Annotated in this window: 10 protein-coding genes; 5 read left to right on the forward strand and 5 right to left on the reverse strand. The window is 62.3% G+C overall.

The genetic code is table 11. The features are described from left to right. The first annotated feature begins 90 nt into the window (after nucleotides 1-90). The 3 genes from ACZ6WW_RS20750 to ACZ6WW_RS20760 all read left to right on the forward strand — a co-directional run bounded on the left by ACZ6WW_RS20750 (nucleotide 91) and on the right by ACZ6WW_RS20760 (nucleotide 4,162). Entirely contained in the window at nucleotides 91-429 is a 339-nt protein-coding gene (locus tag ACZ6WW_RS20750) for an MGMT family protein (RefSeq protein ID WP_465275887.1), read from the forward strand. A 63-nt stretch (nucleotides 430-492) separates the two neighbouring features. After that, nucleotides 493-2,310, forward strand: a complete 1,818-nt coding sequence (recQ, locus tag ACZ6WW_RS20755; RefSeq protein WP_465275968.1) for a DNA helicase RecQ — start codon at nucleotides 493-495, stop codon at nucleotides 2,308-2,310. A gap of 169 nt (nucleotides 2,311-2,479) precedes the next feature. Then, nucleotides 2,480-4,162, forward strand: a complete 1,683-nt coding sequence (locus ACZ6WW_RS20760) for a cation:proton antiporter domain-containing protein (RefSeq protein ID WP_465275888.1) — start codon at nucleotides 2,480-2,482, stop codon at nucleotides 4,160-4,162. Nucleotides 4,163-4,416: 254 nt separating this feature from the next. Here the strand turns inward: ACZ6WW_RS20760 and ACZ6WW_RS20765 are convergent, their stop codons facing one another. The 4 genes from ACZ6WW_RS20765 to betI form a co-directional block, all read right to left on the reverse strand. Next, on the reverse strand, nucleotides 4,417-4,677 hold the full coding sequence (locus ACZ6WW_RS20765; protein WP_465275889.1) for a hypothetical protein: 261 nt from the start codon (nucleotides 4,675-4,677) through the stop codon (nucleotides 4,417-4,419). 154 nt (nucleotides 4,678-4,831) lie between these two features. Next, nucleotides 4,832-6,529, reverse strand: a complete 1,698-nt coding sequence (gene betA / locus ACZ6WW_RS20770; RefSeq protein WP_465275890.1) for a choline dehydrogenase — start codon at nucleotides 6,527-6,529, stop codon at nucleotides 4,832-4,834. A 72-nt stretch (nucleotides 6,530-6,601) separates the two neighbouring features. Then, nucleotides 6,602-8,074: a betaine-aldehyde dehydrogenase gene (gene betB / locus ACZ6WW_RS20775; protein WP_465275891.1), complete on the reverse strand. Its 1,473-nt coding sequence runs from the start codon at nucleotides 8,072-8,074 to the stop codon at nucleotides 6,602-6,604. 44 nt (nucleotides 8,075-8,118) lie between these two features. Beyond that, nucleotides 8,119-8,709, reverse strand: coding sequence for a transcriptional regulator BetI (gene betI / locus ACZ6WW_RS20780; RefSeq protein WP_465275892.1), 591 nt, complete (start codon nucleotides 8,707-8,709; stop codon nucleotides 8,119-8,121). A 213-nt stretch (nucleotides 8,710-8,922) separates the two neighbouring features. On the opposite strand from betI, the gene ACZ6WW_RS20785 reads away from it, so the two are divergent. Then, nucleotides 8,923-10,473: a BCCT family transporter gene (locus ACZ6WW_RS20785; RefSeq protein ID WP_465275893.1), complete on the forward strand. Its 1,551-nt coding sequence runs from the start codon at nucleotides 8,923-8,925 to the stop codon at nucleotides 10,471-10,473. Next, nucleotides 10,470-11,258, forward strand: a complete 789-nt coding sequence (locus tag ACZ6WW_RS20790) for a TorF family putative porin (RefSeq protein WP_465275894.1) — start codon at nucleotides 10,470-10,472, stop codon at nucleotides 11,256-11,258. The genes ACZ6WW_RS20785 and ACZ6WW_RS20790 overlap by 4 nt, the downstream gene beginning before the upstream one ends. Before the next feature lie 50 nt (nucleotides 11,259-11,308). On the opposite strand, the gene ACZ6WW_RS20795 is transcribed toward ACZ6WW_RS20790, so the two are convergent. Further along, entirely contained in the window at nucleotides 11,309-13,561 is a 2,253-nt protein-coding gene (locus ACZ6WW_RS20795) for a TonB-dependent receptor (RefSeq protein ID WP_465275895.1), read from the reverse strand. Nucleotides 13,562-13,708 lie beyond the last annotated feature (147 nt).

Below are 13,708 nucleotides of genomic sequence, written 5' to 3' on the forward strand. Positions count from 1 at the left end.
TCTGAGCTGCCGCGAGCCCCGGCGGCTGCGACAACATGCGAACTGTGCCACGAGTTCGCCCGGCAATGGTTAGGGTTACGATGTGCGGCTATGAATGAAGCTCATGCCCGCGTCTTTGCCGCGATCGCCGCGATTCCCCCCGGGCGGGTGGCCAGCTATGGCGCCATCGCCCAACGGGCCGGCTTGCCCGGGCGTGCCCGGCTGGTCGGCAAGCTGCTGGGCGAGGTGCCCGACGGTATGGTGCTGCCCTGGTTCCGCGTGCTGCGTTCCAGTGGCCAGATCGCGTTCCCGCCAGGCAGTCGCGGTTTCCGCGAGCAGAGCCGCCTGCTGCGGGCGGAAGGCGTGGAGGTCAAGAACGGGCGCGTGCCCTTGTCGCGCTTTGGCCTGGATGCGGATATCGACCGAGCCCTATGGGGGATGGTGGATTGATCTTGCGCTGTGCCGACGGCATGTCGGACAGGCCGCCCGAATCGATTTGTTAGCATGGACACGATGCACGCCTCACCTCTGGACATTCTTCAAAGCGTTTTCGGTTACGCGCATTTTCGCGATCAGCAACAGGCTATCGTCGATCAGGTAGCCGAAGGCGGCGACGCCCTGGTGCTGATGCCGACCGGCGGCGGCAAGTCGCTGTGCTATCAGATCCCTGCCATGTTGCGTCAAGGCACCGGCATCGTCGTGTCGCCCTTGATCGCCTTGATGCAGGATCAGGTCGACGCCTTGCGCGAAGCGGGTGTCGCGGCGGCCTATCTCAATTCCAGCCTGAGCGCGGAAGACCAGCGCGACGTGGAGCGCCGTCTGCTGACGGGCGAGCTGAACCTGCTGTATGTCGCGCCCGAACGCCTGCTGACCCAGCGTTTCCTGAGCCAGCTCGAACGTACCGAAGTCGCATTGTTTGCGATCGATGAAGCGCACTGCGTATCGCAATGGGGGCACGACTTTCGTCCGGAGTATCGCGAGCTTGCGGTGCTGCATCAGCGGTTTCCCGACGTGCCGCGCATTGCGCTCACCGCCACCGCCGATCCACGCACACGCGAAGAGATCGTCGAACGCCTTGCGCTGCAGAATGCGCGTCAATTTATTTCGAGCTTCGATCGACCCAATATCCGCTACAAGGTCGCGCTGCGAGATAACGCCAAGCGACAATTGCTGGATTTTCTCGAAGGCCATCGTGGGGAAGCCGGCATCGTCTACGCGCTCAGCCGGCGCAAAGTGGACGAAACCGCTGAGTGGTTGGCCTCCGAGGGCATCGCCGCGTTGCCCTATCACGCCGGTCTCGATGCGCCGACACGTGCGGCGCATCAGCAGCGTTTTCTGCGCGAAGACGGCGTGGTGATGGTGGCGACGGTGGCGTTCGGCATGGGCATCGACAAGCCCGACGTACGTTTCGTCGCGCATCTCGATCTGCCGCGCAGCATGGAAGGCTATTACCAGGAGACCGGACGTGGCGGGCGCGATGGCCTGCCGGCCGAAGCGTGGATGATCTACGGTCTGTCCGACGTCGTGACGATGAGTCAGATGATCGCGCAGTCCGAGTCGGCCGACGAACGCAAGCGCGTCGAGCGTCAGAAGCTCGAATCGCTGTTGGCCTATGCGGAAGCCACGCACTGCCGTCGCGAACTGTTGCTGGGCGCGTTCGGCGAAACCTATCAAGGCCCATGCGGCAATTGCGATAACTGCCGTGAACCGCCCAAGACCTGGGACGCCACGGTGCCTGCGCAAAAAGCCTTGTCGTGCGTTTATCGCAGCGGGCAGCGCTATGGCTCCGGCCATGTCATCGACATTCTGCGCGGTGTGGACAATGCACGGATGTCCCAGCTGGGTCACGATCGCCTGAGCACGTTCGGGATCGGTGCCGACATGGATGCCAAGCAATGGGGTTCGGTGTTGCGTCAGCTGTTGGCCGCAGGCCTGCTGGAGGCCGACGCGGAAGGCTATGGCACGCTGCGTCTGACCAAGATCAGCCGAAACGTACTGGTCGGCAACCAGCGTGTGCTGTTGCGTGAGGATATGCGTCCCGAGCGGCGTTCGCGTCGCCGTGCCGACAGCAAGCTGGTGACCGGTGGCAGCCTTGGGATCGAAGCCTACGAGCAGCCGATGTGGGATGCGTTGCGTGCCCTGCGTGCGCAGCTGGCCAAGCAGCATGGCGTGCCGGCTTATGTGATCTTCCACGACGCGACCTTGCTCGGCATGCTGCGTGCGCTGCCCTCGAACGAAGAGGAACTGGCATCGGTCAGCGGTGTGGGCGAAGCGAAATTGAAGCGCTACGGCAAGGATTTTCTCGCCGTGATCAACGCCGAGGCCGATTAGCTGCCGCGTATCGGCGGCGCGCGGGCATCAATCTGAATTCCTGCTTCAGCCTGGCGCTTGTATCTGAAGGTGTTCGGCCTTAAAACACTAGGTTATGTAACTCAAGCCGGCACAGGATGATGTCGCTGTCGGCTTTGCACTTAGCGCCCACCCCTTAAGGACCGACGCCATGCATGACGCCCCGCTGATTTTGACCCTGGTCGGTGGCATCGTGCTGGCGTTTATCTTTGCCGCGATCGCACATCGACTGAAGCTGCCGGTCCTGGCCGGTTATTTGTTTGCCGGTGTGGTCGCCGGCCCCTTCACCCCGGGGTTTGTCGCCGATGGTGCCCTGGCGCACCAGTTGGCCGAGCTGGGCGTGGTGCTGCTGATGTTCGGGGTCGGCCTGCATTTTTCCCTGAAAGACCTGCTGGCCGTAAAAGGCATCGCCATCCCCGGGGCGCTCGGCCAGATGGCCGTGGCGACCGTGCTCGGCATGGTGCTTGGCTGGGCCCTGGACTGGCCGTTCGCGCAAGGCTTCGTGTTCGGTCTGGCGCTATCGGTAGCCAGTACCGTGGTGCTGCTGCGTGCACTGGAAGAGCGGCACCTCATGGACACCGAGCGCGGCCGGCTGGCGGTCGGTTGGTTGATCGTCGAAGACCTCGCCATGGTGCTTGCGCTGGTGCTGCTGCCGGCCATCGGCGCGGCATCGGGCGATGGGCAGGCATCACCGTCGATACTCGCGCTGCTCGAAACCGTCGGCATCACCCTGGGCAAGGTCGCGCTGTTTATCGTGTTGATGCTGGTGGTCGGCAAGCGGCTGATTCCCTGGATGCTCGCGGCAGTGTCGCGCACGGGCTCGCGCGAGCTGTTTCGTCTTGCCGTGCTGGCGATCGCGCTCGGCGTGGCGTTCGGTGCGGCCGGGCTGTTCGGCGTGTCGTTCGAGCTGGGTGCGTTCTTCGCCGGCATGATGATGGGCGAGTCCAAGCTGGCGCACGACGCGGCCGAAGAGACCTTGCCATTGCGCGACGCGTTCGCCGTGTTGTTCTTCGTATCGATCGGCATGCTGTTCAATTACCACGTGCTGATCGAGCATCCGTTTGTGGTGCTGGCGGCATTGGGCATTATCGTCATCGGCAAGTCGGCCGCCGCGCTCGGTATCGTGCTGGCGTTCAAGCGGCCGCTGCGCACGGCATTGACGATTGCCGTCAGTCTGGCGCAGATCGGCGAGTTCTCGTTTATCTTGATCGGCATGGGCGTGACGCAGAACATGGTCTCGCGCGAGGCGCAGGACGTGCTGCTGGCTGCAGCCATTCTTTCGATCCTGATCAATCCCTTTCTGTTCAAGTGGCTGGACCGCCGCATGGACGCGCGCGATGCAGCCGCGGCTGACGCGGTTCCCGAAAAGGCGGCCGTGGTATGGCACAAGACCACTCAGACCGGGCACGTGGTGATTGCCGGCTACGGTCGCCTGGGCCAATTGCTCGGCGACAAGATCCGGGCCAGCGGTCAACCTCTATTGGTGCTGGAAGAGGGCGAAGACCGGCTCGAATTGCTCAATGCCAGTGGCATCGAAACGATTCCCGGCAATGCTTCGCACGACGATGTGCTGGACGCGGCCAATCTCGGCCACGCACGCGCGCTGCTGGTGACGCTGCCCGATGCGTTCGAAAGTGGCGAGGTGGTGCGTGCGGCGCGTACGTTGAATCCGGATCTGCGCATCATTGCGCGTGCCGATTCGCAGGAATGTTTCGAGCATCTGGGCGCGCAAGGTGCCAATGTGGTGCTGCTGATGGAGCGCGAACTTGCGCGGGTCATGGTCAGCCAGCTCGAAGCGCCTTCAGGGACCGAACCACGGCCTGCCATGGCTTAATGGTGTTATCGAAACAGCACCCAAATCCTTGTAGGAGCGACATCGGGGAACCTCTGAACCTTACCTATTCGTCATCCCGGCGCAGGCCGGAATCCAGTGACTTTGCGATCGGCTATCGCTAGAGCGTTCAAGCATTTGCTCTATCGCGAAGACCGAAAACCGAAGCCACTGGATGACCAGCTTCGCTGTTGAAAAGCTCCTCCGGCCTGCGCCGGGATGACGATAGGAAAATCTGAAGTTGTTGGAGGTGCCCTTCAGCCAGCGAGCTGCCAGCGCATCACCGGTTCATCGGCGGGTCGCGAGTGAGTCAGCGCCAGCGCAGGCAGGTGGCGCCACGCGGCGATGTCCTGCGGAAGACGGGCCTGTGGCCAATCGTTACGCAACGATTCAAGCGCGGCGTCCAGCGAATCGTGACGGCCGATTTCTTGTTCGTCGCACAGACTGCGCCAGCGGCGGCCGTGCTGCACGATGCGGAACAATCCGGTTTTTGCGGGATAAATATATTGAGCCAGCACAGCGGGTACGTCTTTGGCTTTGGGGGCCGGCGTACTTTACGCATCGCGTGTGACTAATTTGTCAGCAGAGGGTGACGTTTTAATTTCGCGGTTCAGGCTGTTAAGAAACTATGGGCCTCGACCAAAATCGAGGCCCATAGTTCCATCCAGCCATTTATGCCGGTACAGCTTCGGTGCGACGTAGCGGTGCGCCGTTGGCTTTGTAATAAGCCGTCTTGGCACGTGCGAGCGCAGGGCGTCCACGAATCGCATCGGCAATCTTCTCTGCGATCATGATGGTCGGCGCGTTCAGATTGCCGGTAATCACCTGCGGCATGATCGAAGCATCGACGACGCGCAAACCTTGCAGGCCGTGCACGCGCCCCTGGCCGTCGACAACGCACATGTCGGTATCGCCCATCTGGTTGGAGCACGACGGGTGATAGGCCGTTTCCGCGTGCGCACGCACGAAGGCGTCGAGTTCGGCATCAGTGGTCAGGTCGGCGCCGGGGGAGATTTCACGGCCGGTGTAGGGCTGCATGGCCTTCTGGCGGAAGATGTCGCGGGTGATGCGGATGGCGGAGCGGAACTCGCGCCAGTCCTGTTCGTGCGACATGTAGTTGAACAGGATGCTCGGATGTTCGTTCGGATCGCGCGAACGCACATGAATACGGCCACGGCTGGGTGAACGCATCGAACCGACGTGTGCCTGGAAGCTGTGCACCTTGATCGGATTGGAGCCGTTGTAGTTCACCGCGATCGGCAGGAAGTGATACTGCAGGTTCGGCCACTCGAATTCTTCTTCCGAGCGGATAAAGCCGCCAGCTTCGAATTCGTTGCTGGCGCCCAGGCCGGTGCCGAAGAACAACCACTCCGCACCGATCTTCGCCTGGTTATGCAGCTTGAGCGCAGGCGCGATCGATACCGGCTGTTTGCACTCGTACTGCAGATACATTTCCAGGTGGTCCTGCAGATTGGCGCCCACACCCGGCAGGTGGTGCACGACCGGGATGTCGAGGCTGCGCAGCAGGTCGGCGGGACCGACACCGGAGCGCTGCAGTATCTGCGGCGAGGCGATCGCGCCACCGCACAGCAAGACTTCACGGCGCGCACGCGCCTCCATCTTCTGCTCGCCGCGGTGCAGCCAAGCCACGCCGATGGCACGCTTGCCGGAGAACAGGATGCGATCGGTCACGGCGTGCGTAACGATGGTGAGATTCGAGCGCGAACGCGCCTGGTCCAGGTAACCACGTGCGGTGCTGGCGCGGCGGCCCTGCGGTGTCACCGTGCGATCCATCGGGCCGAAGCCTTCCTGTTGGTAGCCGTTCAAGTCGTCCGTGCGCGGATAACCCGCTTGCACACCGGCCTCGACCATCGCGTGATACAGCACGTTGTTGCCGGCCTTGGGCGTAGTCACGCTCACCGGGCCGCCGGCACCGTGGTAGTCGTTGGCGCCGATGTCACGGTTTTCGGCCTTCTTGAAGTAGGGCAGGCAGTCCGCGTAGGTCCAGTTTTCCAGGCCGGGACGCTTGGCCCAGTGGTCGTAGTCCATCGCATTGCCGCGGATGTAGCACATGCCGTTGATCAACGACGAACCACCCAGGCCCTTGCCGCGTCCGCATTCCATCCGACGATTGTTCATATGCGGCTCGGGATCGGTCAGATACGCCCAGTTATAGCGGCGGCCCTGCAGCGGATAGGCCAGCGCGGCAGGCATCTGCGTGCGAAAGTCGAGTCGATAATCCGGGCCGCCGGCTTCGAGCAGCAGCACGCTGACGCCGGCATCTTCGGTCAAACGGGTGGCCAGCACATTACCGGCCGAGCCTGCACCAATGATGATGTAGTCGTATTCCTTGAACGTGGACGAGGACATAAGGGAGAACTCCAGGGAAAAGGCGGGCGCGGCCGTGGGGATGCGGCCGGCCCTTGGCTTCAAGGTCGAGACTTAGAACACCGACGCGAATGCGCCGAGTTCGACCTGCACCGATTTGATACGCGTGTAGTGAGCGAGCGTGCTGATGCCGTTTTCGCGGCCGACGCCCGATTGCTTGTAGCCGCCGACAGGCATTTCCGCCGGCGATTCGCCCCAGGTATTGATCCAGCAGATGCCGGCCTGAAGCTGATGAATGACGCGATGTGCGCGCGACAGGTCGGGCGTGACCACGCCGGCGGCCAGGCCGAAGTAGGTGTCGTTGGCGCGCGCGATGACTTCCGCTTCGTCGTCGAAACCCAGGATGCTCATCACCGGCCCGAAGATCTCTTCGCGCACGATGGTCATGTCGTCGCGGCAATCGGTAAACACCGTCGGCTGCACGTAGGCACCCTTCGCGAACTCGCCAGCGGTTTCGCGTTGGCCGCCGATCAACAGCTTCGCGCCTTCGCTCTTGCCCGATTCGATCAACGACAGGACTTTTTCCATGTGCGGGAAGCTGGCCATCGGACCGAAGTTGGTTTCCGGCTGCACCGGGTCGCCCAGGCGGATGCGCTTGACGCGTTCGACCACGGCCGCTTCGAACGCCGGCTTGATCGTGTTGTGTACGAACACGCGGGTGCCATTGGTGCAGACCTGGCCGGAGCTGAAGAAATTCGCCATCACGGCAATGTCGGCGGCGCGTGCGACGTCGGCATCGTCGAATACGATCAACGGCGACTTGCCGCCCAGCTCCATCGTCACTTCCTTCAATGACGACATCGCCGCATTGGCCATCACCTTCTTGCCGGTAGCGACGCCGCCGGTGAAGGAAATCTTTTCGATGCGCGGATGATCGGTGAGCCACTGGCCGACGTTGCGGCCCTGGCCGTTGAGCACATTGAACACGCCGTTCGGGACGCCGGCCTGGGTGTAGATCTCGGCCAGCTTGATCGCAGTCAGTGGAGTGACTTCGCTGGGCTTGAACAACATGGCGTTGCCCGCGGCCAGTGCCGGCGCGGATTTCCACAAGGCGATCTGGATCGGGTAATTCCACGCGCCGATACCGGCGACGACACCGAGCGGTTCGCGGCGGGTATAGAAGAAGCTCGACTCGCGCAGCGGCACCTGCTCGCCTTCGATGGCGGGGGCGAGGCCAGCGTAGTACTCCAGCACGTCGGCGCCGGTGACGATGTCGACGGTCGAGGTTTCCGAGAACGACTTGCCGGTGTCAAAGGTTTCCAGCAGCGCCAGTTCTTCGTTGCGCGCACGCAGGAGCTCGACTGCCCGGCGCAGGATGCGCGAGCGCTGCATCGCCGTCATGGCCGCCCATTCGCGCTGGCCGGCTTCGGCGCTTTCGACGGCGCGCTCGACGTCGGCCTGCGATGCGATCTGCACTTCGGCAAGGATCTCGCCGTTGGCGGGGTTGATCGTCTTGAAGGTTTCGCCACTGGTCGCATCGACCAGCGCACCGTGAATATAGAGTTTTTGAAGGTCGAACTTAGCCATGATGGTGCTTCCATACGTACGGCCGTCGGTGCGTCCTTGAGACTTCAGGAGGCATCCGGCGGCAAGTGGTGGTCGAGATAGTCGTAGGCCAGGCGGCGCGCTTGCGCATCGTCGAACTCGCCGCCGGCGAGGCTGCCGCGCAGCCACAAGCCATCGATCATCGCGGCGAGGCCGAGGGCGGCCGCGCGTGCCTGTTCCGCCGGCAGGACGCGGCGGAACTGATAGGTAAGGTTGGAGTACAGGCGCTTGTCGTTGGCGCGTTGCAGGCGGCGCAGCCCGGCGTGATGCATGCTGGCCGACCAGAAGGTCAGCCATACGCGCATGGCGGTGCTGCTGACCTGGGTCTCATGAAAATTGCCGTCGATGATCGCGCGCAACTGCGCACGAGGATCGCTGCCGGCGTGAGTGCGGCATTCGGCTACCGCGTCGCGCAGCTGCCGCAGCACATGACGCATCGCCGCGTTGAGCAGGCCGTCCTTGTCGCCGAAGTAGTGACTGACGATGCCGGTCGACAGGCCCGCCTGCGACGCGATCTGCGCGATCGTCGCATCGGCAAGCCCGACCTGTTCGATCGTCTCGAAAGTAGCGCGAATCAATTGCTCGCGCCGGATCGGTTGCATGCCGAGCTTGGGCATCGTCACGGCCTCGCGTCATGGGGAGGGGCCAGGGCTGGGACCGCTTCGCCCTGGCTTGGGTCGGAACAGCATAGTTTATTTTGATTGAACGTTCAATTATAAAACGATAGACTTCGCCACCGTGTCCGGATTCCGCTCTGCGCCTGGGTTTCCCCGCCCTGGCCTGATCCCCGAAGCGACCGGATGCGCTCCTTTCCCCTGGAAGCTGTCGCCATGGACCAGCCCCATACCCCCGCCGTGCACTCTCGGGTGCGGCTCAACCCGCCGGTCTTTTTCTGCTCGGCGGTGGTGATTCTTTTGCTTGCCGGCCTGACCGTGCTTTACCCGCAAGCCAGCATGCAGTGGCTTGCCGCCGCCCAGGAATGGGTTTCCGGCGCGTTCGGCTGGTACTACATGGTGGTGATGGTTGGCGCCATGATCTTCGTGTTCTGGCTGGCCGCCTCGCGTCATGGCCACGTGCGGCTGGGCCGGGACGACGAACGTCCCAGCTTCAGCTATGCCGCGTGGACTTCGATGCTGTTTTCGTCGGGCATCGGCATCGCGCTGCTCTATTACGGCGCGTACGAGCCGCTCGATCATTTTCTTGCACCGCCCGAAGGCGCCGGCGGCACGACCGAAGCGGCACGCAAGGCGATGGAGATCACCTTCCTGCATTGGGGCCTGCATGGCTGGGCGTTGTATGCGCTGATGGCGATCGCGCTGGGCTACTTCGCCTTTCGTCGTGGCCTGCCGCTGGCACTTCGTTCGCCCTTGCATGCCTTGTTCGGCGAGCGCATCCACGGGCCGATCGGCCACCTCGTCGATGGTTTCGGCATTCTCGCGACACTGGTCTCGATGGTGACGAACCTGGGTATCGGTGCATTGATCCTGCAGTCCGGCCTGCACTTCCTGTTTCCCTCAATCCCGCAGACACCGACCACGCTGGTCATGCTGGTCGTGGTGATGATGATCGTGGCGACGATCGCGGCGGTCACCGGCGTGGAGAAGGGCATTGCCTTTCTGTCCAATCTCAATGTCCGGCTGCTGTGCGCCTTGTTGCTGTTCGTCTTCATCTTTGGGCCGACGCTGCATCTGTTCGATGGCCTGGTGCAGAACGTAGGCGACTATCTCACCTCGGTGGCCGGCAACAGCTTCGATCTCTATATCTATAGCCACGCGCGCGACTGGTTGGGGCGCTGGACGCTGTTCTACTGGGCCTGGTGGATCGCCTGGGCACCGTTTGTAGGCATGTTTATCGCGCGTATTTCGCGCGGCCGCACCATTCGCGAGCTGGTCGTCGGCGTGCTGCTGATTCCGCTAGGTTTCACGCTCGCGTGGCTGTCGATCTTCGGCAATACGGCAATCGAGCTGGTCTTCAATCATGGCGCGACCCTACTGGCCGAGGCAGCGAAGAACGATCCGCCCGATACGTTGTTCCAGTTGTTGACGTATCTGCCTGCGACGCGATTCGTCGCAGCGGTGACGGTGCTGATCGGTTTTGTGCTGTTCCTGACGCCGGTCGATTCGGGCACCTTGATGATCGCCTCGCTTTGCACCAAGGGCGGCGATGGCGAAGACGATGCGCCGATCTGGCTGCGTATATTCTGGGCGGCGGCGACCACGGTGGTGACGATCGGCCTGCTGTATAGCGCCGGCAATTTCGATGCGATGCAGACGGCGGTGGTGCTGTGCGGCCTGCCGTTCTCGTTCGTCGTGCTGCTGTATATGCGCGGTTTGCAAAAGGCGCTGCACGAAGAACACAGCCGCGTACAGATCGACCCATGAGATGGGCCGTGGTCAGCGCCGCGCTTGGGTTCGCCCTGGCGCCGCAAGCGCATGCCCAGGAGGTCGCGCCCTCTGCATGGAGTGGTAACGTCACTGTCGCATCGCAGTACGTATCGCGTGGCTTTCGGGAAACCTGGGGCCAGCCGGCGTTGCAGGGCGGTATCGACTACGCGTCACCCAGTGGCTGGTTCGCCGGCACATGGGCGTCGACCGTAAGCCCGTACTTCGTGGAGGGCGGTCACGTGGAGTGGGATCTTTATGGCGGTTACGCCGCCAGCCATGGCGATCTCCATTACAAGGCGGGTTTGTATTACTACCGCTACCCGGGTGCCGAAGTCAGCGCGACACGGACCAGCATGAACTACGGTGAGGTGGTACTGGGCATCGACTGGCGCGATTGGTCGCTGGATTACTCGCTCACGGTGACGCGCGATTTCTTTGGCTACAACAGCCAGACGCTGGGCTTGGGCCAACGCTCGCATTCACGTGGCTCGGGCTATCTGAGCGCAGGGCATCGCTTCGATCTCGGTCACGGCTACGCGCTGGCGCTACACTACGGTTGGCAACGGGTGAATCACTTCAGCTCGTATAGCTGGACCGATGCCAGCATCGGCGTATCGCGGGGATTGGCCGGCTTCGACGTGACGGCCAGTTACTCGCGCGGCTGGAACAGCGCCGGTGTCTTTCGCGACTACACCACCGGCGTGCCCGACGCGCAAGGCCGTATCCGTACGTCCTATCCGATAGCCGGCACCTGGCTCCTCACCGTCGGGCACGTGTTCTAAAAAGCCGAGGGAGCGCTTAAGGCCGCTCCCTCGGAAAACCCACACTTGGTTTAGAACGACATATCCACGGTCAGAAAGCCCTGGCGCGGTGCGCCGACCAGCAAGCTCTGGAACGTGCCATTCGGGTCACTGGTGGTAAAGCCATTGCTGTCGATGGTTGCGATGTATTTCTTGTTGAGCAGGTTGCTCACCGTCAGCGACACCTTCAGGCGCTTGGCGAAGCTCAGGTTCTTGCGCTCCCACGACAGACCTGTATCCCACAGCCAGTAACCGGCGATGCGCTGGTCGTTGACGTAGGTGTAGTAGCGGGCGCCGGTGTACTTGGTGCCGAGCGTGGCGTGGAACTCACCGAACTGGTATTGCAGCTCGCTGGCGAACATTTCCTTGGGCGAATCGACGACGGTCTTGCCCTTGGTGTCGATCAGCTGGCCGCCATCGAGATAGTTGTCCTTGTACTTGGCATCGTTGTAAGTGGCCGAGTTGAACCAGCTCAGGTTCTGCGTGGCCTGCCACAGAAAGGTGAGTTCGGCGCCGCGCGAATTGACCTTACCGACATTGGCGATCTGGTTGGGGCAGCTGACCACGCCGGCGCAAGGCACGATCACCAGCAGGCGGTTCTTGAAATCGATGTTGTACAAGGCCAGCGAGGACTGGATCGTGTCGCCGATATATCGGGCGCCCAGTTCGCTATTGGCCGAACGTTCTGGCCGCAGATGATTCTTCAACGCGTCGAAGGTTGCCTGATCGGACGACCATGCACCGTTGGCACCCGGTTCGTACGCGTTCTGATTCATCGAAAACGATGCGAATGTTTCCCAACCGCCACCCAGCTTGTAGTTGGCGCCGATCTGCGGCAGGAAGTTGCTCTTCGCGGTCAGTGCGCCGCTGGCCCGGCCCGGCAGCAGCGCGATCGCATTGGTGCTCACGTTATGACCCTTGAACCCGGCCTCGATGCGTAACGCGTCATCGAGACCCGTCCAGGTGTCCTGCAGATACCACTGGCGCGTCAAGGTTTCGAAACGCTGGCGGAAGATCGTGTTGTAGTAGGTGTCGTAGATGATGTTCTGATTGATCGGGCCACCATTGGCCGGAATCGGCTCGAAGCTGCGAGCGATCGTGTAATGGCTGTTTTCGAACCAGAAACCGCCCTCGATATGATGCTGATCCAGGTCGTAGCTGAGCGAATTGACTGCGCCACCGCGAGTCATCAGGTAATGCGAAAGGCGCAGCGCGATCGGCGCGTCGCCCGGTGCCGGTGTATAGGGCAGGTCGGAAGCGGGCGAGTACCAATGACCCTGGCCAAGGTCATGGTGGTAATACGGCTGCACGTTCAAGGTCAGGCGGTCATTGAGAAAGAACTCGCCCTTGATCGAGCCGATCTCGTCGTTGCGGATACCGTTGCCGTTGAAATAGGTATCGTCGGCCGATTTCACGCAGCCGCTGTATTTGCCGTTGGCGATATTGACCGCTTGCTGCCAGTCGGGTGCGATGTAGTCGAAGTTGTAGCCGCAACGCTTGAGCGAATCGAGCGACAGGTCCAGATAGGCCTGTTCAACGCGACGCACCACATCGGCGATGCCGGTAATGCGGCCGCCATTCCACTCGTACTGAGCCTTGGCATTGAACTGCCGCTGGCGCTGCTCGTCGTCGCCTTTCCACTTTGGCGCGTCGACATACATGCCTGCGACATAGCCGCTGAAGCCATTGAGGTCACCGGTGTCCGCACGCAGATAGCCGCGTCGAAAGCCGTACGAACCGCCCGTGGCATTCAAGCGCACGCCGGCCTGTTTGCTGGGGTCGTCGGTATGCACCTGCACGGTGCCACCGAGATTGCTGGTCGAGGCGGTGCTGAGCGCGCCGGCACCTTGCGAGAGTTCGATTTCGCCAAGGTTCTCGCCGATCCATGCACGCGTCACGCTGAGGCCGTCGCCGGTGTGATAGTCGGTATTGCCGAGCGGGATGCCATCGAGCGTGTAGCCGAGCTGGGTATGGTTGAAGCCACGCAGGCTGATGCGCGAAGACCATTCGTCGGTACCGAATGGATCGTCGGAGACGAAATGCACGCCTGGCATTTTCGCCAGCATCTGAATCGGGCTGGTGCCCGGCGTCTGCTGGTCGATCTGAGCTTTGTCGAGCTGTTGCACCTGGCGCGTTGCGTTCTGGCCGACGACGGAAATCGTGTCCAGTGTTTTAGCGCTATCGGTAGTGGCCGCGGCGGTGGCGGGTGCGTCATCGGTAGCGTGGGCAAGCAGCGGAAAAGCCAGCAGCAGCGCCAGGCAGATGGGCGTACGGGACAACGTCATGGGGCAGACCCTGGAGTGGTGAGATGTCATGTGTGCGTCGGCTTGGCGGCGCAGCACGGGATGGCACTCATTTCAACGAGTGCGGGTTGCATGATGGTTTAGGGGGCGTTGCGGGCGTTGGGCGCGGAGGCGACAGGGGTGGCTAGT

This window comes from Dyella sp. NPDC103356, assembly GCF_055584465.1.

Coding starts and splice junctions, on each gene's coding strand:
- betA (WP_465275890.1), bottom strand. CDS start 6,529: ATGTCCTCGTCCACGTTCAAGGAATACGACTACATCATCATTGGTGCA.
- betB (WP_465275891.1), bottom strand. CDS start 8,074: ATGGCTAAGTTCGACCTTCAAAAACTCTATATTCACGGTGCGCTGGTC.
- ACZ6WW_RS20790 (WP_465275894.1), top strand. CDS start 10,470: ATGAGATGGGCCGTGGTCAGCGCCGCGCTTGGGTTCGCCCTGGCGCCG.
- recQ (WP_465275968.1), top strand. CDS start 493: ATGCACGCCTCACCTCTGGACATTCTTCAAAGCGTTTTCGGTTACGCG.
- ACZ6WW_RS20760 (WP_465275888.1), top strand. CDS start 2,480: ATGCATGACGCCCCGCTGATTTTGACCCTGGTCGGTGGCATCGTGCTG.
- betI (WP_465275892.1), bottom strand. CDS start 8,709: ATGCCCAAGCTCGGCATGCAACCGATCCGGCGCGAGCAATTGATTCGC.
- ACZ6WW_RS20785 (WP_465275893.1), top strand. CDS start 8,923: ATGGACCAGCCCCATACCCCCGCCGTGCACTCTCGGGTGCGGCTCAAC.
- ACZ6WW_RS20750 (WP_465275887.1), top strand. CDS start 91: ATGAATGAAGCTCATGCCCGCGTCTTTGCCGCGATCGCCGCGATTCCC.
- ACZ6WW_RS20795 (WP_465275895.1), bottom strand. CDS start 13,561: ATGACGTTGTCCCGTACGCCCATCTGCCTGGCGCTGCTGCTGGCTTTT.